Source organism: Corynebacterium ciconiae DSM 44920 (assembly GCF_030440575.1).
GTDB lineage: Bacteria > Actinomycetota > Actinomycetes > Mycobacteriales > Mycobacteriaceae > Corynebacterium > Corynebacterium ciconiae.
In genome coordinates, this window is sequence record NZ_CP047189.1 from 1,732,393 (window position 1) to 1,751,642 (window position 19,250).

The 19,250-nt window shown below is 61.8% G+C and carries 17 protein-coding genes and 1 tRNA gene; 6 read left to right on the top strand and 12 right to left on the bottom strand.

The annotated features are described in order from the left end of the window. Positions 1 to 51: 51 nt before the first annotated feature. Together CCICO_RS07560 and mca are read right to left on the bottom strand one after the other, a co-directional pair. Complete coding sequence (locus tag CCICO_RS07560; protein ID WP_018019180.1) at positions 52 to 324, bottom strand: hypothetical protein; 273 nt, start codon at positions 322 to 324, stop codon at positions 52 to 54. Positions 325 to 329: 5 nt separating this feature from the next. Continuing rightward, positions 330 to 1,271: a mycothiol conjugate amidase Mca gene (gene mca / locus CCICO_RS07565; RefSeq protein ID WP_279625137.1), complete on the bottom strand. Its 942-nt coding sequence runs from the start codon at positions 1,269 to 1,271 to the stop codon at positions 330 to 332. 157 nt (positions 1,272 to 1,428) lie between these two features. Here mca and CCICO_RS07570 point away from each other — a divergent pair, with 157 nt between their 5' ends. The 3 genes from CCICO_RS07570 to CCICO_RS07580 all read left to right on the top strand — a co-directional run bounded on the left by CCICO_RS07570 (position 1,429) and on the right by CCICO_RS07580 (position 2,968). Further along, positions 1,429 to 1,878, top strand: a complete 450-nt coding sequence (locus CCICO_RS07570; protein WP_018019182.1) for a DUF4307 domain-containing protein — start codon at positions 1,429 to 1,431, stop codon at positions 1,876 to 1,878. Positions 1,879 to 1,969: 91 nt separating this feature from the next. Beyond that, positions 1,970 to 2,494: a transcription elongation factor GreA gene (gene greA, locus CCICO_RS07575; protein ID WP_018019183.1), complete on the top strand. Its 525-nt coding sequence runs from the start codon at positions 1,970 to 1,972 to the stop codon at positions 2,492 to 2,494. Positions 2,495 to 2,512: 18 nt separating this feature from the next. Beyond that, positions 2,513 to 2,968, top strand: coding sequence for a hypothetical protein (locus CCICO_RS07580; RefSeq protein ID WP_156809820.1), 456 nt, complete (start codon positions 2,513 to 2,515; stop codon positions 2,966 to 2,968). Between the two features lie 80 nt (positions 2,969 to 3,048). On the opposite strand, the gene CCICO_RS07585 is transcribed toward CCICO_RS07580, so the two are convergent. Together CCICO_RS07585 and CCICO_RS07590 are read right to left on the bottom strand one after the other, a co-directional pair. Then, on the bottom strand, positions 3,049 to 4,476 hold the full coding sequence (locus tag CCICO_RS07585; RefSeq protein WP_018019184.1) for an HNH endonuclease signature motif containing protein: 1,428 nt from the start codon (positions 4,474 to 4,476) through the stop codon (positions 3,049 to 3,051). Between the two features lie 460 nt (positions 4,477 to 4,936). Beyond that, a complete protein-coding gene (locus CCICO_RS07590) occupies positions 4,937 to 5,803 on the bottom strand; it encodes a Bax inhibitor-1/YccA family protein (protein WP_018019185.1) in 867 nt (288 codons plus the stop codon). A gap of 197 nt (positions 5,804 to 6,000) precedes the next feature. Between CCICO_RS07590 and CCICO_RS07595 the strand changes: the two genes are divergently transcribed. Further along, positions 6,001 to 6,074, top strand: a tRNA-Leu gene (locus tag CCICO_RS07595). A gap of 65 nt (positions 6,075 to 6,139) precedes the next feature. Here the strand turns inward: CCICO_RS07595 and CCICO_RS07600 are convergent. The 6 genes from CCICO_RS07600 to CCICO_RS07625 all read right to left on the bottom strand — a co-directional run bounded on the left by CCICO_RS07600 (position 6,140) and on the right by CCICO_RS07625 (position 11,315). After that, a complete protein-coding gene (locus CCICO_RS07600) occupies positions 6,140 to 7,105 on the bottom strand; it encodes a Ppx/GppA phosphatase family protein (RefSeq protein WP_018019186.1) in 966 nt (321 codons plus the stop codon). A gap of 1 nt (position 7,106) precedes the next feature. Further along, complete coding sequence (locus CCICO_RS07605; RefSeq protein ID WP_018019187.1) at positions 7,107 to 7,661, bottom strand: DUF501 domain-containing protein; 555 nt, start codon at positions 7,659 to 7,661, stop codon at positions 7,107 to 7,109. Positions 7,662 to 7,694: 33 nt separating this feature from the next. Further along, complete coding sequence (locus tag CCICO_RS07610; protein ID WP_018019188.1) at positions 7,695 to 8,306, bottom strand: septum formation initiator family protein; 612 nt, start codon at positions 8,304 to 8,306, stop codon at positions 7,695 to 7,697. A gap of 104 nt (positions 8,307 to 8,410) precedes the next feature. Beyond that, on the bottom strand, positions 8,411 to 9,688 hold the full coding sequence (eno, locus tag CCICO_RS07615) for a phosphopyruvate hydratase (protein WP_018019189.1): 1,278 nt from the start codon (positions 9,686 to 9,688) through the stop codon (positions 8,411 to 8,413). Positions 9,689 to 9,943: 255 nt separating this feature from the next. Next, a complete protein-coding gene (locus CCICO_RS07620; RefSeq protein ID WP_026161356.1) occupies positions 9,944 to 10,732 on the bottom strand; it encodes a lytic transglycosylase domain-containing protein in 789 nt (262 codons plus the stop codon). A 25-nt stretch (positions 10,733 to 10,757) separates the two neighbouring features. Continuing rightward, positions 10,758 to 11,315 (bottom strand): MazG nucleotide pyrophosphohydrolase domain-containing protein, encoded by a 558-nt coding sequence (locus CCICO_RS07625; protein WP_018019191.1) that lies wholly within the window; start codon positions 11,313 to 11,315, stop codon positions 10,758 to 10,760. A 73-nt stretch (positions 11,316 to 11,388) separates the two neighbouring features. On the opposite strand from CCICO_RS07625, the gene CCICO_RS07630 reads away from it, so the two are divergent. Beyond that, positions 11,389 to 12,897 carry an amino acid permease gene (locus CCICO_RS07630; RefSeq protein WP_051067234.1) on the top strand — a complete coding sequence of 503 codons (1,509 nt, stop codon included), beginning with the start codon at positions 11,389 to 11,391 and terminating at the stop codon, positions 12,895 to 12,897. Positions 12,898 to 13,027: 130 nt separating this feature from the next. Here CCICO_RS07630 and mfd read toward each other — a convergent pair whose 3' ends face one another. Next, positions 13,028 to 16,792 (bottom strand): transcription-repair coupling factor, encoded by a 3,765-nt coding sequence (gene mfd, locus CCICO_RS07635; protein WP_018019193.1) that lies wholly within the window; start codon positions 16,790 to 16,792, stop codon positions 13,028 to 13,030. Between the two features lie 320 nt (positions 16,793 to 17,112). Next, a complete protein-coding gene (locus CCICO_RS07640; RefSeq protein WP_083878267.1) occupies positions 17,113 to 17,865 on the bottom strand; it encodes a TetR/AcrR family transcriptional regulator in 753 nt (250 codons plus the stop codon). Between the two features lie 477 nt (positions 17,866 to 18,342). On the opposite strand from CCICO_RS07640, the gene CCICO_RS07645 reads away from it, so the two are divergent. Continuing rightward, on the top strand, positions 18,343 to 19,200 hold the full coding sequence (locus tag CCICO_RS07645) for an SGNH/GDSL hydrolase family protein (RefSeq protein WP_040357466.1): 858 nt from the start codon (positions 18,343 to 18,345) through the stop codon (positions 19,198 to 19,200). The last annotated feature ends 50 nt before the right edge of the window (positions 19,201 to 19,250 follow it).

Here is a 19,250-nt window from a genome sequence, read left to right on the forward strand (position 1 = left end):
TGAAAAACCCGCTGCGGTGGGCAGCGGGTGGCGTCGATAAGCGACAGACAGCTAAAACCAAGTGCGCTTCGCCTGGTCGTAGAGGCCGGCCTCCTTCAGGGCCTTATCGACGGCTTCCGTGTCGAACACATCGAGGCCATTGTCCTCCGCGAAACGCTGACGGCGGTTCAGCCGGGCGATACGACGCGACAGACGCCAGCCAATGAACAACACCGCCACCAGCGCCACAACCACCACGAACAGGCCAATCGGCGACGCCTTACCAAAATCAGGGCCAAGCGGGCCCTCCAGCTGGTCGGCCTGCGCGAGAATCTCATACAGCACGTCAGTTAATCCTTATCGATCCCAGCGAACAAATCGTCCTCTGGTAGTTCAGTCTTCACCCTCGTACGGGCCAATTCAAATTCCTCCGTCGGCCACAACTCGCGCTGCAACTCCACCGGAGTAGCGAAAAACGTGCCCGCCGGATCAATCTGCGTCGCATGAGCCCGCAACGCATCATCGCGCTGCTCAAAATACTCCGCGGCATGCACCTGAGTGGTCACACGCGCCAACGTATCGCCCTGATCAGAACGCAAACGATCCAAAAAGCCACCATACGGCGAGGGGCGGCCCTCCGCGACCAGACGATCATGGAACATCTGCAAACGCTGGCGAATAAATCCGTGCGTGTAATACAGCTTCAGTGGCGTCCAGGGCTCGCCCACCTCCGGATAGAAGCTCTCATCACTAGACAGCGCCCACGCTTTCATCGACACTTCATGGACCTTTAGATGATCCGGGTGCGGATAACCACCGTTCTCGTCATAAGTAATAATCACGTGCGGCTTGAAATCACGCACCACCCGCACCACCTCACGGGTAACCTCATCGCTGTCAGCGAGGGCGAAGCACCCCTCGGGCAGCGGCGGCAAAGGATCGCCCTCCGGCAAACCCGAATCCTCATAGCCCAACCACACGTGCGAGGTACCCAAAGCACGCATCGCCGACGCCATCTCCTCGCGACGCACCTCAGCCATGTTCTCCAACACGCCTGGGCGATCCATGTTCGGGTTCAAAATGCTGCCCCGCTCACCACCGGTGCACGTCAACACCAGCACCTCAGCGCCCTCATCGACATAACGGGCCATCGTGGCCGCACCCTTACTCGACTCATCATCCGGGTGGGCATGGATAGCCAAAAGACGCAAACCCGCCTTCGTACCAGACCGGCCCGCCGAGCTAGCACCACCACGAGCCTGCTCGAGTGCGGAGTCCGAATACATAGTCACGTGACAGTCACTCCCATAAACGTTGACAGACATTACATTCATTCGCCTGCGCACAAGCGCGGGCATCCCACCATCGTAATAGCTGAAGCCAGCAAGCTAGAATGACAGCGATCAACGTTTTCACACAAAGGTCTCCCCACACCCCAGAAAGCACGCCATGCCCACCCCCACGTCGCAACCGCGCAACCGCAGCACCGAGCCCACCGCAACCTATGACAGCGATCGCGGAACGATCTCCGGAAAGCTCATCGCTGTCGGCGCTGTCATCTTCGCGATCGTGGCCGTGGTGGTGATCGTGCAGTACTTCAACAAGCTGCAGGCGGGAAGTGTCGATGGGCAGGTCACCAAGTATGAGCGGGTCGAGGACAACCTGATAACGGCGACGGTGGATATCACGCGAGATGACGTCGATAAGCCTGCATACTGCATAGTGACAGCGATGAACTACGACGCCGTGGAAGTCGGGCGGCGCGAAATCTACATCCCCGCTGGCGGAGAACGCACCACCCGGCACGACACCAGCATCACCACCCGCGACATCCCCGTCGTCGCCGATCTCTACGGATGCTCCAACACCATCCCTGACTACCTGAAAGGCGACAGCTAGGGCGTCTGATACTATGGCGACCTAGAATTTCTCGCTGACAGCGATGCACCCCCACCCACCACCCAACGACGGGAAGGTATAAAGGCTAACTATGTCTGACGCCCGAAAGCAGTACATCACCCCGGAAACCAAGGCGAAGCTCGAAGCCGAACTCAACGAGCTCATCGCGCACCGCCCCGTCGTCGCCGCCGAAATCAACGAGCGACGCGAAGAAGGCGACCTCAAAGAAAACGCCGGCTACGACGCCGCCCGCGAGATGCAGGACCAAGAAGAAGCCCGCATCAAGCAGATCTCCGAAATCCTCGCCAACGCCACCACCGAGCGCTCCGCAGTCGAAGAAGGCGTCGCCAACGTCGGCTCCGTCGTGCACGTCTACTACAACGGCGACGAAAACGACAAAGAAACCTTCCTCATCGGCACCCGCGCCGCCGCCAGCGAAAACCCCGACCTCGAAACCTACTCCGAGCAGTCCCCCCTCGGCGCCGCAGTCCTCGGCGCATCCGAAGGCGAAACCCGCGAATACACCGCACCCTCAGGGGCAAGCATCAGCGTCACCGTGATCTCCGCCGAGCCGTACAACTCCGAAAAGTACGCCACCCTGCGCAACCAACGCTGACAGCGATCCACTTTTCCCATGCGCTCAACGATCCTCGCGATCGCAGCACTCAGCTCTGCGATCGCGCTTTCGGCGTGCACGCCGAGCCTGGAACAGGACTCTCCACGTAAAATCACCACCCCAGACAGCGATGCGATTCCCGCGAACCTTCCGCGATACATCGACTGCGTTTCTTCCCCGGAGGTTAGGCCCGAACGGATTTCGCTCAATTGCGCTACAGACAGCGATTACGTTGACGAAATCACGTGGGATGAATGGCTCATAGACAGCGCTTCCGGAACAGCGACACTGCACACCGCGTCGCTGTCTAATCAGACGAAGAAGCGTTCTGGTTCCAATAAGGCGAAGGACACGAAGACTGACTCCACCAAGACAGCGAAGCGCGTCGCTGTCACTCTGGGGGATCCAGTGCGTACGCCGTTTGGTGTGGCTTTCACATCGCTGTCTATTGATGGCGAAGAACAATCTCCTTAGCTTGCTCCCCTACCACGACCCCTAGCCTGGGCACCTTAACGGCGGCCAGGCATTTGTGTTGTGGGCGTGGGGTTTTGTTTTTAGGGGTCGTCGTCGGGTGGGGCCGCACTGTCGGGCCAGGGTTGGCGGCGGATTTTGGCGGCGGCTGATTGCTGGGAGAAGGTGCTGTGGTTGAAGCGCTTCTCTGGGTTGGGATTATCGGGTGTTGCGGCCTTGGTGTGGTAAACGATGCCGCTGTTGGGGTCTCGTTCGGCGTGATATCTGTGCGGATGGATGCCGCTGTCGTCGGTGTCGGAATGGTGTTGCGGGCACATCAGTGTGAGGTTGTCGAGGTCTGTTGGACCGCCGCGGGAGAAAGGATCAATGTGGTGGACGTGGCACGCTGTCACCGGTTGGTTGCAGCCGGGGTGGGAGCAGACCAGCTCGGTGGCGAACAGGGCGATGCGTTGGGCGACGTCGGCGAAGCGTTTGTCGGTGCGGAGGGACTTGATGCGGCCGGAGGTGGCGTCGTGAAGCGCGACATGCCCCGAGGTATCAATGCCGAGGAAGGCGAGATCGACGGCAGAGAGTTGGATGCCGCAGGTGGTGTGGAAGAGGGCGTTGGCGCCGGCGCGCGGTGGGAGCTCTAGGTCTTTCGCCGACAGCGATACGACAACGTGCGTGAGTGGGTGTGTGGGTTCGTGTGCTGTGGGCTGGCGGCCGAGGATGGTGAAGAGGGCGTCGGCGAGGCGCTGGCGTTTGGTGCGGTGGCAGGTGCTGTCGGCGCGTAGCGGACGCGCGGTGGATTGGGCGACGTCGAGTTGGGTTTTGAGCAGCGCCAGGGCGTAGGGCGGGATATAGCCGCCGATGCGGGCACCGCCATCGCTGTCTTGAGGGCCGATGAAGAATCCGCGGTTGCGGTGGGCGCGCAGGGTGTCGCGGGGCAGCTCGTCGTTGCGTTGGTTGACCTGGCTGATGACGAAGGCCTTGAGGTCCTCGACGCTGCAGTGGGCGGCGCGTTCGACAGCGCGAAGACGAATTGTCTCGCGCGGGATCGCGGACTTGGAGCGGAGGCATTTAAGGCCGCGCTCGATGGTGAGGCGCTGCTCGGCGGTGAGGCCATGGCGGTTGGCAAGGGTACGGGCAGTGGCGCGGATGCGCTCAGCTTCTTCCCGCCGCCTAGTGACAGCGACGCTGCTTTCGCCTTCGGTGGCGGGATCATCGACGACGCTGTCATACCAGCCGCGGCCTTGGGCGCGGAGATCCTTCGCCTTAGCTTTGGACCAGCCGTAGGACTCGGTGAGATACAGCGTGGACTTGTTAGAACCGCATAGCTCGGTAGTGCTACACGTATCTGCGGCTCGAGCTAGCTCGAGTTCGAATCGGGCCAGGGCGGTGAGAACCGACTTGATACGGTCGCGATTTTCGTGAACCGTGGCGAGAGCTATGTCGCCGGATTCGAGTCCGGCCGAGTGCTCTTCTAGCCATAGCGCCGCGCTGTCTAGCACGTGCGTATCCCCCGAGTACATTGGCTTGTTCCCCCGAATAAGTCAGTACTGCGTTGCGTTTACCTGACCAACCCTAACCTCCTTCCTACTCGCCACGCTCGCTAACTGTGCACGTCTCGGTGGGCATCGCTGCCCAGCATAGAGCGTCGGAATGAGCTATGGCCGGGGCGCAGGTGAGCTATGGTGAAAGTGCGCCGCTTGCCTCGCGCCGCGTGCCGCCCACCGCGTGCCGCCCGCAGTGCGCCGCGCGCAGCAGTGCCTCACGCAGTGCCGTGCACGGTGCCGCAGAGCGCAGCGCCTACGCACTAAACGAACTAAAACTCGGCGCAGCGCCCCAGCGCCCAACCACACAGCAACGCAGCCAGGCCAGTAACACCCCAACCCAACCGCCCCGGCACGACCCACTGCTGGGCAAAGAAAAACCCACAACCGACATCGCTGTCTGTTGTGGGTTGTCCTACCCCAATCTCAGATTGAGACCCTAGTTCCGGAAGTAGGACAGCAGGCGCAGAATCTCGGTGTAGAGCCACACGAGGGTGACGGCCAGTCCGAGGGCAACGCCCCAGGCCATTTTCGCGGGGGCGCCTTGGCGCACGAGCTGGTCGGCCATGTTGAAGTCGTTGAGGAAGGAGAATGCGGCGAGGCCGATGCACACGAGGGAGAACACGATGGCGAGCGGGCCGCCGTCGGTGAGCGGGTTGCTGCCGGTGAACATGTAGAGCAGCAGGTTGCCGATGGACAGCACGACTACGCCGATGATGGCGCCGGTCATGACGCGCTGGAATTTGGGCGTGACTTTGACGGCCCCAGTTTTGTACACGTAGAGCATGCCGATGAAGACGCCGACGGTGCCGAGGACGGCTTGGCCGATCATGACGGCGGCGTTGGTATCGGCGACCACCATGTTGGCGAACATGAAGGAGATGCCGCCGACGAAGAGGCCTTCGAAGGCCGCGTAGGTGAGGGTGATAGGCGCCGAGCCGTATTTCTTACCGAAGGCGCCGACCAGAACGGTGATTAGACCACCGATGGCGCCGATGCCTGCGAGCATCATTGCGATGCCGGGGTTGGAGACGCCGATGGCGTAAGTGATGATGGCGCCGACGATGATCACGCCGAGCGTCATGCCGGTTTTGGCGATCACGTCGTCTACGGTCATCGGCCGCTCACCGCTTTGGGCGGTGGCGTTGCTGAGGCTGGGATCTTGGTAGTAGCCCTGCATGGCGGCTTGCTGTGCCGTCTGCTGGCCGCGGTAGCCCTGGCCATAGGGGTCTTGGTTGCTGGGGCCGTGGCCGCCGCGCTGCCCAGATTGGGTGAGGGAGCTAAATACTGGATTGCTGCTACGCACTTGTTTCCTCGTGTCCTTTCGTAGCGTTGTTTATCTGCGATTGGATAGTGTCCAATCGCGCTTACGTCATATTCAACGTTTCCGCCGCCGTTTTAGTTCCCTCACCGTCGCACTATTCTCCCACCCTGCCGGTGCGGGAGATTCGCCCGCCATGCGCGCAATGTTTTACACTGAGTCGAGCGCGCTCGGCGCGTGATCCCCCTATAGCCCAATTGGCAGAGGCGGTGGACTTAAAATCCATTCAGTGTCGGTTCGAGTCCGACTGGGGGGACTTTATCTTTGTGTGGGCATCGCTTTCTCGCTTGTCGACGCCACCTCCCTGCCCTACCCGCTTTCTTAGTCGAGTTCGCCGCGCTGTCTAGCGAGCTGCTCGATGATTCCGTCGAGGATGTCCTTTTCGGAGATCATGATCTCGTGGACGTCGGTTTCTTCTTCGATCATGGTGGTGATGCCATCGACGACTACCGCCCCGCCGGAAATGACGTCTGCTCGGCCTTCGTGGATCACGGGGTGGGCGGCCCGTTGGGTGGAGGTTTTGGCGAGCAGGTCGTCGCAGAGCACGCGGAGGGCGTCGAAACGCAGTGTGCTGCCGTGGATCGCGGTGGCTTCGTAGGCTTCGAGGCCTTGGGCCAGGGCGGAGAGTGTGGTGAAGGTGCCGGCGCAGCCGACGAAGGTGGTGGCGCTGCTGATGGGCACGATGGCGCGCACTTCGGAGAGGCGTTCGCGCACGTAGTCGCCGGCGATTTCGATCTCTGTGCTGGTGGGCGGGTCGGAGCGCATGATCCGTTCGGTCAGGCGTACGCATCCCATTTGGCTGGAATGGGCGCCGAGGATCTCGCCGTCGCGGGTGCCTACAACGAATTCGGTGGAACCGCCGCCGAGGTCGATCACGCAGTAGGGGCCGGGCAGTTCCTTAAGGTCGCTGACGGCGCCGGCGAAGGAGAGCTGTGCTTCTTCCTCGCCGCTGATCACCTCGGCGCCGCGGCTGGGGGCCACTTGGTTGAGCAGGCGGCTGGTCATGGCGAAGAATTCTTCGCGGTTGCCGGCGTCACGGGTAGCGGAGGTGGCCACCATGCGCACGGCTTCGACGCGTTCGATTTTCATGATGCCCACATAGCGCTCGAGTACGGCGCGGGTGCGTTCGAGTGCTTCGGGGTCGAATTCTCCGGTGGCGTCGACTCCTTGGCCGAGCCGGACAATCTCCATGCCGCGATAGATGTCCCGGACGTGGCCATCCCGGACTTCGGAGATGAGTAGGCGCAGCGAGTTGGTTCCGCAGTCGACGGCGGCGAGGCGGGTCATGCTATTTCACCTCGGCGTTGGAGAAGTCGAAGTCGGCGAGATCAATGCCGAGCTCGGCACAGGTGGGCCAATCGGCAGGGATCGCCGTGCCGCGCAACTTGCCGTGTTCGGCGGCCATTGCCACGGCCTCGGTGCCAAGCCGCACGTGCTGCGGCCCTTCAGACAGCGCATAGGCGATCAGGACGTGCAGGCACTTCACCCGGTCCGGCATGCCGCCGCCGGAGAAGTCTGTGCCGAGATCCTCGATCGCGTTGCGCTTGTTCAGGTAAAACTCGTGGGCGCGGCGATAATCCTCGGCCAAATCCGCATCGCTGTCTAGTCGCGCGGTCATCCACTTCATCACGTGCGCCACCTCGAGCCGGGAAGCCTCCGCGGTCAGCCGCGGGTCGGTGAGGTAATACAGCGTGGGAAAGGGGGTGCCGTCTTCCAGCCGCGGGGCGGTTTCGATGGCCCCGGGTGCTCCGTCGGGGCAGCGGTAGGAGATGGCGCGCACGCCGCGGGGGCGGCGGCCCAGCTGGGTCTGGATTTCGTCTAGATCTGCATCGCGAACGCTCATGCGCTCTAGTGTCTCACGATCCTTCCCGCGGGGTTAATTCTGCGCCGGCGCTGCTGGCTCCTCCTCAGCGGGCTGGGGCTGCTGCTGCGGTTCGAGGGGCTCGAGCGGCAGGTTGGAGATATTGGGCTCTCCCCCACGATCGCTGTCTGGATTGTGGTTGAGTTCGACCAGCGGGGCGTGCGGGTCGGTGATCGTGTGCCAGAGATCGGAGTACCAGGTGTGGTTCGAGGCATCCTCGTCGGAGCTTGTCGACGTCACCCCGTCGGTGGGGGTGATGGAAGGGTCGAGGATACGAAACGGTGTTTCACCCTCGGCGATGGCGCCGAGCCGGCGGCGGATCTGCTCGTCCTGGTAGGCCGGCGAGTTGTTTTTCTCAAGCTCATCGAGCAGGCGTTGTTTTTCGGCCTGCTTGGCGGCGATCGAGGAGTTCAGATCGGAGATGTCCGAACGCTGGTCAAAGTAGGTGCGCAGGGGAAAAACGATGAGCCACAGGGCAAGCAAAAGGGCCACGACTAGCACAACGATGCCGACGGGGCTGATTCCACGGGTCACTGATGCTCGGGGGAAGCTAGCGCTGCGCGTGGGGGCGGCGAACTGCGCCTTGTTATTCACCGGTACCGAACGCGGGGTGTCTCCTGAGGCCATAATGCGTTTTAGTCTAGCCCCACACGCACCACCGCGCCCCACGCGACACCCTGTGCGGGTGTTCGTTCGTGGGGCGCGGTGTTCGCCGGGGGCCTAGGTGCCTCTTAGGCGTTGAAACGCGGGAAAGCGTCGGCGCCAGCGTAGACAGCGGCATCGCCCAGGATCTGCTCGATGCGCAGCAGCTGGTTGTACTTAGCTACGCGCTCGGAACGGGCCGGGGCGCCGGTCTTGATCTGGCCACAGTTCAGGGCCACTGCCAGATCGGCGATGGTGACGTCCTCGGTCTCGCCGGAGCGGTGGGACATCATGCAACGGTAGCCGTTGCGGTGGGCCAGCTCGACGGCGTCGAAGGTCTCGGTCAGGGTACCGATCTGGTTCACCTTCACCAGCAGGGCGTTGGCGGCCTTCTTCTCGATGCCCTCCTTGAGGCGCTGCGGGTTGGTGACGAAGAAGTCGTCGCCCACAATCTGGACCTTCTCGCCGATGGTGGCGGTGAGGGTGGTGTAGCCCTCCCAGTCGTCTTCCTGCAGCGGGTCCTCGATGGAGACGATCGGGTACTGCTCGATGAGCTCCTCGTAGACCTTGGCCATCTCCTCGGCGGTGTGCTCGCCGCCCTCGAAGTGGTACTTGCCGTCCTTGAAGAACTCGGAGGAAGCCACGTCCAGGGCCAAGGCAACGTCCTTGCCCGGGGTGAAGCCGGCCTTCTCGATGGCCTCAACGATGAGGTCGAGGGCAGCCTTGGTGGACTCTACGGAGGGAGCGAAGCCGCCCTCATCGCCCAGGCCGGTGGACAGGCCCTTGTCCTTAATAACCTTCTTCAGGGTGTGATACACCTCTGCACCGGTGCGCAGAGCCTCGGAGAAGCTCTCAGCACCGATCGGGGCGATCATGAACTCCTGGACATCCACACCGGAGTCAGCGTGGGCGCCACCGTTCAGGATGTTCATCATCGGCACGGGCAGAACGTGAGCGTTCGGGCCGCCGACGTAGCGGAACAGCTCCAGCAGAGAGGAGTCAGCGGCAGCCTTGGCCACAGCCATGGACACGCCCAAGATGGCGTTGGCGCCCAGGCGGGACTTGTTGTCGGTGCCGTCGAGCTCGATGAGGGTCTGGTCAATCAGGCGCTGGTCATCAGCCTCGAGACCGGCGAGGGCGTCAGCGATTTCCTCGTTGACATTCTCCACTGCCTTCTGCACACCCTTGCCCAGGTAGCGGTCGCCACCATCGCGCAGCTCGTGTGCCTCGTGCACACCGGTGGATGCACCCGAGGGAACATCGGCGCGACCGTGCGAGCCATCATCCAAGATGACCTCGCACTCAATGGTGGGGTTACCGCGGGAATCAAGGATCTCGCGTGCAAATACGTGCATAATCTCAGCCACTATGGCCTCCTAAGCCGTTAGACAGATGTGGGGTGTGGAAATGCGTGTGCAATCTTTCCACCAACATGCCCGATTCTAGCGCATTCCTGTGGGATACGGACCTAAAACCACATGGACTGTGTCCGATACCCAACAATTCTGCTGGATAGGCTTCGAGATGGTTGCGAAAGTCACGCTTCACCGCTCAATTGTGGCACGAATTGCCTGACTCTGCCGTCCCAGAAGCGGTTGTGGGAACAAACTCACATCGCAGATCTACAAGGCCGGCTGCCCCAGCGCATAGGAGGCGGCGGCATCGCGCACCCGCACCAGATAGTCATTGGACATGTTGTAGGAGCGAATCGCCTCGGCCCAGCCCTCCGGGGTGGACAGGTCGCGGTCATTGGCGCACAGCAAGGTAGCGGAACCGAGCGCAGCGTCGTCAATCTGATGCGGGTCTGCTACCTCATCGCCGTTGGCGTCGCGACCAAAGCGCTCCCAGGATTCGGGGATAAACTGCATCGGCCCCACGGCGCGGTCCCAATCGGGATCGCCGTCGAGTTCGCCATTGTCGGTATCGGGGATCTCCGCAAACCCGGGCGAGCCATCCAGCGGCACGCCGATGATCGGTGGCGAGACCACACCGTTGTCATCGATACTGGCGCCGCCGAAGACCTTGCCGGTGTAGGTGCCGTGGCGGGTTTCTACAAAGCCAATCCCGGCGAGGGTGTTCCAATGCAGGTGGCAATTGGGCCACGAGTCGGCGGCGATCAGCTCCGCATTGGCATAGGCGCGCAGCGCGGGGGCGGGAATGGACATCTCCGCGGCGAGCGGATCGGCCCAGTAGCCGAGTTTGTCCGAGGTGCGCCCAGAATCGTGCACATCAATAGCCGGCACCTCGGCGCCAGCGGCCGGGGGCACATTGTCCGGCACGGGCTGGAGCTGCCTAATAGGGCTTGAGCCCTCCAGCAACGACAGCGCCCAGCCTACGACGGCGATCACCATAATGATCGCCAAAACCGTGCTGCAGCCGCAGCCGAGCGCGCGTCGTCCTCCAGTAGCCATGGACGTTTAATATACAGAATCGCTGTTAGCTCGCTGAGTGCTCGGCCCGCTTAGCTTCCTGCCACAGTCGATCCTGCTCGGCCTCGTCGACGATCTCGCTGGTGCCGTCGAAGAGATAGGGGGCGCGGGCCTGGAGTTTGCTCACGAACGCCTGGGCTACCTCGGCCATCGAAAAATCGCCTCGGCGGCGGGCGATTTCCGCGTGGAAGAGCACCTGCAGGTACACATCGGCTAGTTCTTTTCTTAGCTCCTCCGCGCTGGCGTCGCCGCGCTCCCAGGCGGCGACGGCGGCGATGAACTCCTCTGTTTCTTCCCGTAGATAAGGCACCAGGGAGCTATGGGTTTGGCGGCGCTCCCACTGCCCGATTTCGAGGGCGCGCTCCATTACCGCTACCGCGCCGGCTTGGGGACCGGCAGTGATGCACACCGAGGCGTCGGGGCTGTGTACTGCTCCGAGGGCGCGCAGCTGGGATTGGACGGAGGTGGGCAGGGTGGCGTCGATAAGCACGGGCCCACGAAGGCTGGGGATGGCGTCGAGCGGGAGGGCGTAGTTGTTATCGGCGTCGAGAACAATGGTGCGCATGGGCCTAGCGTAGCGCCCTACCCCCACACGGTTGTGCGAGGCTTATTACTTTTTGTGCAGCGTGTTTTAGGGTATGGGCGTGACCAATACACTTCAGCCCGTAATCTCGGGCGCTGACTCTCATCGGCCGACCGTGCGCGTATGGACGCTCGTGTCGCTCATTATCGGTTCAACAATCGGAACAGGAATTTTCGCTCTTCCGCAAAATGCGGGTTCCGTGGCCGGCCCAGGCGCCATGCTCATTGGGTGGGCTATTGCGGGCGTGGGCATGCTCTCCATTGCGTTTGTATTCCAGATTTTGGCGGTGCGGAAACCGCATTTGGATTCGGGCGTGTATTCCTATGTGCGTGCCGGATTGGGCGATTTTGTTGGCTTCGCCTCGGCGTGGGGGTATTGGCTCGGTTCTGTCATCGCCCAGGTGGGATACGCCACCCTGTTTTTCTCCACGATCGGCCACTATGTGCCGATCTTTGATGAGCAGCACCGCTGGATTCAGGCCGTGGCTGTGTCGGTGATGACATGGGCCATTTATTTCGCCCTTACCCGCGGTATCCGCCAGGCGGCGGCGCTCAATATGGTGACCACCGTGGCAAAACTGCTGCCCATTGCCGCCTTTATTGTTTTGGTGGCCTTCATCGGCTTTAGCTGGGATACCTTCACTCTAGATTTCTGGGCGCGCGAGGGCTCGGTGGGCTCGACGATGGACCAGATCAAGGGCATCATGCTCTTCACGGTATGGGCGTTCATCGGCGTGGAGGGCGCCAGCGTGTACTCCAAGCAGGCCCGCACCCGCGCCGATGTGGGTAAAGCCACGGTGTTTGGTTTCTTCACGGTGCTCGCGCTGCTGGTGACGGTGGCCACGCTCTCCTATGGTGTGCTCACTCAAGAGGAATTGGCGGCACTGCCGGATAACTCGATGGCTAGTGTGTTAGAGGCCGTGGTCGGCCCGTGGGGCGCGGCGCTGATTTCGCTGGGTCTGTGCCTCTCTGTGCTCGGCGCCTATGTCTCGTGGCAAATGCTGTGCGCCGAGCCGATTGCGCTCATGGCAGTTGATGGGTTATTGCCGCGGAAATTGGGGGCGGTGAATGATCAGGGCGCGGCCGTATGGGCACAGCTGGTTTCTACCGTGGTGATTCAGATTTCGGTGATCATTTTCTTTGTTAATGAAACCACCTATGTCTCCATGGTGCAGCTGGCCACCATGATGTACATGCTTCCCTACGTGTTCTCCTCGATCTATTTGCTACTGCTCACCACTCGCGGTCGGGGCGTGGCACATCCGCAGGCTGGTATTCGTTTCGACGATTCCGGGCCGGTAATCTCGGCGAAGAATAACGCCACCCACCGCCTCGTGGCTGTGATTGCCACCGTGTATTCGCTGTGGCTGTTTTATGCCGCCGATGTGACCTATGTTCTGTTCGGCGCGCTGCTCGTGATTCCCGGGCTTGTGCCCTATGTGTGGACGCGAGTAAAAACGGGCGATCGAGTGTTTAACCCAGTGGAATGGGTCATTGTGCTGCTCGTGCTTCTTGGCGGCGCAATCGCCATCTACGGCCTCTCCACCGGCAGCCTCTCGCTATAACCGACTACCCGCTAGTAGCCACTTCGCGCGTTCACCCGCTGATCGCGTTTATCGACGCCTCCCCGCCGCAGCATCACCTATCTGCGTATCGGGGAGGCGCCGTGGTAGTGACCGTTGCGTGCTCCAGCTGCTAACGCAGCCGGTATTTCCGCCGCCTCGCCTCGCGCTTGTCCTCGAGGTCCATGGCTTCATCGATCTCGGCGGCGCTGCGCTGCGCCCGCCTACCGCGGCCTTCACGCGCGCGGGTACTGCTTCCTGCCCCAGCACCGGTGCCACCGCCACCAACGCTACCGCTGCTGACCACGGGGGCCACGGTGTCGAGAGCGGATTCCACCCCGGTGGTCACATTGACTCGGTCGAGCTGGAACAAGGTGGAGACAAAGTCTGCCACCCATTGCACCAGCTCGACATCGCGCAGCTGCGGATCGGTGATGTTGCGCCCCGCCTTGGGCAGCGGAACCATCACCGCTTTAGCGGCGGCGCGGTAGGTTGCGCCACTGAACAGGCGCTTGAGCCGAACCTGTTGAGAGTCTTTGAGCTCCACCGGGTGGATCTTGATGCGATTGCCCTGCACCACGATGTCCGCCACAGAGGCTCGTGCCGCCACCCGCCGCAGCCGGGCCATGGTGAGCAGCCGCTGCACTTCCACCGGCAGTGCACCGAAGCGGTCGGCCATATCTTCCACGGCGCGGCCGAGTTCTTCTTCGGTATTAGCGGCGGCGATGGTGCGATACATATCCAGCCGCAGGCGTTCGGAGTTGATATAGCTATCCGGAATGTGGGCGTCCACCGGCAGATCGATGCGGATCTCGGTGGATTCCTTCTCGGTGGCATCCAGCGGCTGACCGGAGGCGAGGGCGCGGAACGTCTCCACAGCCTCTCCGACTAGGCGCATGTAGAGGTCAAAACCCACCCCAGCGATGTGCCCGGATTGTTCGGCGCCAAGTACGTTGCCGGCGCCGCGCATCTCGAGGTCCTTCATGGCCACGGCCATGCCGGCCCCGAGATCATTGTTTTGGGCGATCGTGGACAGCCGGTCGTAGGAGGTTTCGGTGAGCGTGGATCCCTTGGGGTAGAGGAAATAGGCGTAACCGCGCTCGCGGGAGCGCCCCACCCGGCCGCGCAGCTGGTGGAGCTGCGATAGGCCCATGTGGTGGGCGTTTTCCACAATCAGGGTGTTGGCATTAGCGATATCGAGGCCTGTTTCCACGATGGTGGTGCACACCAGCACGTCATAGTCCCGATTCCAGAAGCCCTGCACGGTTTGTTCCAGCAGTTGCTCGCTCATCTGGCCGTGGGCCACCACGATGCGCGCCTCGGGCACAAGTTCGCGCAGCTCGCGGGCACGTTTATCGATGTCCTTGACCTTGTTGTGCACGAAAAACACTTGGCCGTCGCGCAGGATTTCGCGGCGAATAGCGGCAGCGATCTGTTTATCCTCCGCAGCCCCCACGTAGGTGAGCACGGGGTGGCGATCTTCCGGCGGGGTGAGAATGGTGGACATCTCGCGAATGCCCGCCATGGACATCTCCAGGGTGCGCGGGATCGGGGTGGCAGACATGGTGAGCACGTCCACGTGGGTGCGCAGGCCCTTGATGTGTTCCTTGTGCTCCACGCCGAAGCGCTGCTCCTCGTCCACGATCACAAGGCCGAGGTTCTTCCACGTCACACCCGTCTGCAGCAGGCGGTGGGTGCCAATCACTACATCCACCTCGCCGCTGGCCAGGCCGGTGATGATCTCCTTAGCCTCCGCGGTGGAGGTAAAACGTGAGAGGCCACGGATCGTCACGGGGAAACCGGCCATCCGTTCTTCGAACGTGGATAGGTGCTGCTGCGCCAGCAAGGTGGTGGGCACGAGTAGCGCCACCTGCTTGCCGTCTTGCACGGCTTTGAACGCGGCGCGCACCGCCACCTCGGTTTTGCCGTAGCCCACATCACCGACGACCACTCGGTCCATCGGCACGGGCTTTTCCATGTCCTCTTTCACGGCCTCGATGGCGAGCATCTGGTCTTCGGTTTCGACGAAGGGGAAGTTATCCTCCATCTCTTTTTGCCACGGCGAATCCGGGGCAAAGCCGTAGCCGGGCGCTGCCTGGCGCTTGGCGTAGAGCTCGATGAGTTCACCGGCAATTTCACGCACCGCGGCGCGCGCTTTGCGCTTGGTGTTCTTCCAGTCCGAGCCGCCCATCTTCGACAGCGTTGGGGTTTCGCCACCCACATATTTGCTCAGAAGATCGATCGAATCCATGGGCACATACAGTTTGTCGGCCGGCGCGCCGCGCTTTGAGGAGGCGTATTCCAGCACTACGTATTCGCGCCGCGAGGTGCCATCACCTGTAGTGATGGTGCGCTCAGTCATCTCAATGAATCGGCCGATACCGTGGGTGTCGTGCACCACATAGTCGCCCTTTTTCAGGGCCAACGGGTCTACCCTATTGCGCTTTTTCGCTGGACGACGCTTCGCCCCGGCAATATCTCCCACCCGGTTACCGGTGAGGTCGGTTTCGGTGATCACCACCAAATCGGGATCGTCAAAGATCAAACCATTGTGGGCGAAAGCCTGGTAGAGGGTCACCTCGCCGTCGCTGGGCCGCCAGCCCGGGGTGGCCACCTTGGTGCGGATACCCTGTTCCTTGAAGCGCTCCTGCATGCGGTTGATCGCCCCCTTTGCCGGGGCGATGAACGCCGCCTTGCCGCCCGCCACTGTATGGGCCAGTAGCTGGGTCATCATCGCTTGGATCTCCGCCAGATCGCCTCGCGGCTGCGGAGGCAAAGAAAACTCCAGCGGCAAGGTGAGGTCCTCGCTGGCTTCCATGATGCCTGGCTCAGCGGCAGTCCAGTGCGGCTGGGACTGGGCGAGCATGGCGTCGTGAAGCGCATCGATGCCCACATAGGAGCCACTCGATAGGTCCAGATCAGCGGTGGCCACTGGTGCCGCCCCGCCCATCGCGGCTACTTCCCACCCCGCGGCGAGAAACTCCTCATCGGTGGCGATGAGATCGCTGATGCGGGTGATGATTTTTTGCGGCGCCAGCTCCAGCACGTGCCAACCGCTACCCAGCAGCTGCGGCAAGGGCACCAGTGCATGCGGGCTGAGCACCGGCAGCAGTGCCTCCATCCCCTCGGCATAGGTGCGGGTAGAGATCTTATCCAACAGCTCACTCAAGGCGGGGTGATGTGCATATACCCGGGCCAGCTCGCGGGCACGGTCAGCTACATCATCATCAATCAGCAGCGTGCGAGCCGGATAGATCGACAGCTCACTGAGGGTGCGATTCGCGATGGCACGCTGATCGGCCACCGCGAACTCGCGCAGCTCGCTCACCTCATCGCCCCAGAACTCAATACGCACCGCTTGGTCCGCGGTGGTGGGAAAAATATCGATAATGCCGCCGCGGGTGGCGAACTCGCCGCGCCGGGAGACCATATCTACATGCGCATAGCCGAAAAACACCAAGCGTGTGCGCAACTGCTCAAAATCGCACTCCTCATCCACCCGCAGATGGATCGACTGCTGCGGGGCATCGAGCACTGGCTGGCAATAGCTCCGCGCGGGTGTGACTACCACCCGATAGTCCTGCAGGCGATCGAGGGTCTGCGCCCGCCGCCCCACAATGTCCATTCCAGGGCTGAGCCGCTCGTGTGGCAGGGTCTCCCAAGAGGGCAAAAAGGCAACCTTCTCCCCCACCATCGCCTTAAGCTCCGCAGTGAGATCCTCGGCCTCGCGGCCATTGGCAGTAACCACCAATAGCTGTGTGCGCTGCGAGAGCGCGGCGATGGCCCAGCTGCGGGCTTGATCGTGCAGCGATAGGTGCAGGCGTGGATCGCCCACGTGGGTGAGCAAACCAGCGAACTTCTTGTCCTCAGCGGCGGTACGAGCCAGCCCGCTGAGCATGGGAGTGGATGATCGGGACGCCTCGACAGTCACGACTTCGGCGATGCCTTCCTGACACGATGGGAAACGAACAAAATTCTGACAATTGCTGTGATGAAACCCTAGGGCGGCGATATCTCACGCGCACCGGCACATCAGTTGCCGTGGCGGGCTTCATGCGACAGCACTACCGCGCGATACTACTCGCCGCCCCAGACACGCCCCTCACCACGGCACATGGCCGCTCTCACCACGAGCTCCAGCGCGCTGCAGTCCACAGCCGCGCTACCGCCTCCACCACCCCTGTTTTCCCCACAGAGAGGTGTTCTGCAGGGGGCGCGCTAGGGGGTCTCGGGGGATGCAGAATCTGTAGGAGCGGCAACTGTGGAGTCGTTGCCCTGCTGGAGTTGACGGTTGTGCTCGCGCTGGAGAGCTTCGGGGGCTTCGGTGGGCTGATAATACTTGGCATTCTCGCCTACGGTCTTAAGTTCTGGATCCCGCAGGCTGGGATCTGCCACCATGCCGGCTAGGCCATTCCAGCACAGATTAACAATGTGTGCGGCCACCACTTCCTTGCTGGGCTCGCGCACATCCAGCCACCACTGCGCCGTGGAGGAGGCCATACCCACCAGCGCCTGGCCATAAAGCACTGCCACATCGGGGTTGAGCCCGGATTTCTCGAAAGCGCCGGCCAAGATATAGGACACATTTCCTACGGTGTCATTGAGCAGCGTGGAGTAGGTGTTTTGCTGCTCGGGATCCACATCGCGGGTGAGGATGGTGAACTCATCGGTGTGGTCTTCTACAAAAGAAAGGAAGGCCATAACGGCGGATTCCACGCGGCGGCGATAGCCAGAGCAGTTCAGCGCATTTTCAATGACTGAGCGCATCAGCTGCGTATCGCGGTCCACAACCTCGGCATAGAGCCCCTCTTTGCCCCCAAAGTGCTCATAGACTACCGGCTTAGACACCCCGGCGCGGGAGGCGATCTCTTCCACACTCGTGCCCTTGAGCCCGCGCTCAGCAAAGACTGTGCGCCCCACTTCAATCAGTTGCTCGCGGCGCTGCTTGCCGGTCATCCTCCGCTTCACCATGCAGTAAAGCCTATACGCTTACGCATCTCTCAGCTGCATCCCTCTCCCCTCACACCTCCCCCACGGGCGATTGGCACCCCCTCGACGCTATGTTGTAGGATTTCTAGCGCACCGCCTACGCGCGAGTGCGTTTCCCCATGGTGTAATTGGCAACACTACGGTTTTTGGTACCGTCATTCTAGGTTCGAGTCCTGGTGGGGAAGCTTTTTTTATTGCCTCACCCCCTCCTCCGCGCATCCTGAGGCCGAGGCGTGTCGACGCCCCCTCCCTACCCCCTCATTGTGTGTGCCGAAGATATTCCGGCCGGCCAGCGCATGCGGACAAAGTTTTGCACCCCTACATACTATGGCTGTAACGTGTGTGACAAAAGTTAAGTCTCGTTTAGGTAACACCTGATAGACTCCCATGCGATATACATCAATGATGCCGCTGACGTGCGGCGCTGATGTTTCCTGTGACCCGATTGGAAAGAACTTCATGAAGTCTGCATCCCGGACCCGTACGAAGGTGCTGTCTCTAGTGACCGCCGCAGCCGCCGCTATGGGAATCACCGCGGCGCTTCCCACCACCGCAGAGGCCGCGCCCGGCAATGTTGTGGTGGTCGGCGATTCTATGCCTGCCAACCCCAGCATTGAGGACTACGTGGGCAGCAAGCTGCCCGAGCAGGCTCGCGGTCTCACTCCGAACGCCAAGGTCAACCATGTGGGCTGCGGCTCTGACGGGCTGTTCACCGGCACTTACGCCCGCGTCTCCGGCAAGGCTGTAGATGATTTCACCTGCCCCGGCGCGAGCTTCATGACCGGTGGCATGCGGGTGGACTTCGCCCTCGACACCGCGGCACAGCGCGGCAAGCTCAACGGCGCTACCTCTGAGGTTGTTATCTTCGCCGGCGCCAATGACACCTACTCGCGGATGCGTAACCAGTCCTTGCCCGACATTGAGCGCGAGCTCTATGGCGCCATCCGTGGCTCTATCGCCAAGGCTAAGCACTACGCCCCGAATGCCCGCGTGAAGGTTGTGGGTATGCCCCACGTGGCCAATGCCAATGGCGGCGTGTGCCTGATTAACGTGATCCCGAATATTCCGCTAGGCATTCCTGCCGGAGTGGTTAACGATGTCGAGTTCCACCTGCAGTGGGCTCAGGTACATGCCTCCCATGATGGTGGCGCCACCTTTGTTGACACCAAGCCGATCTCCGATGGGCACGAGATGTGCTCCAATGACCGCTGGATCACCGGCATCATTGACACCACCGCCCGCAGCCCGCACAATCTCATGTTCCACATGACTGATGCCGGCCTGACCTCCGTGGCCACCCACACCGCCCGCTCCTAAGCGCGGTGCCTGCGCGGCAGTTCTGCCAGCTGCGTTTTACACGTCGCCAA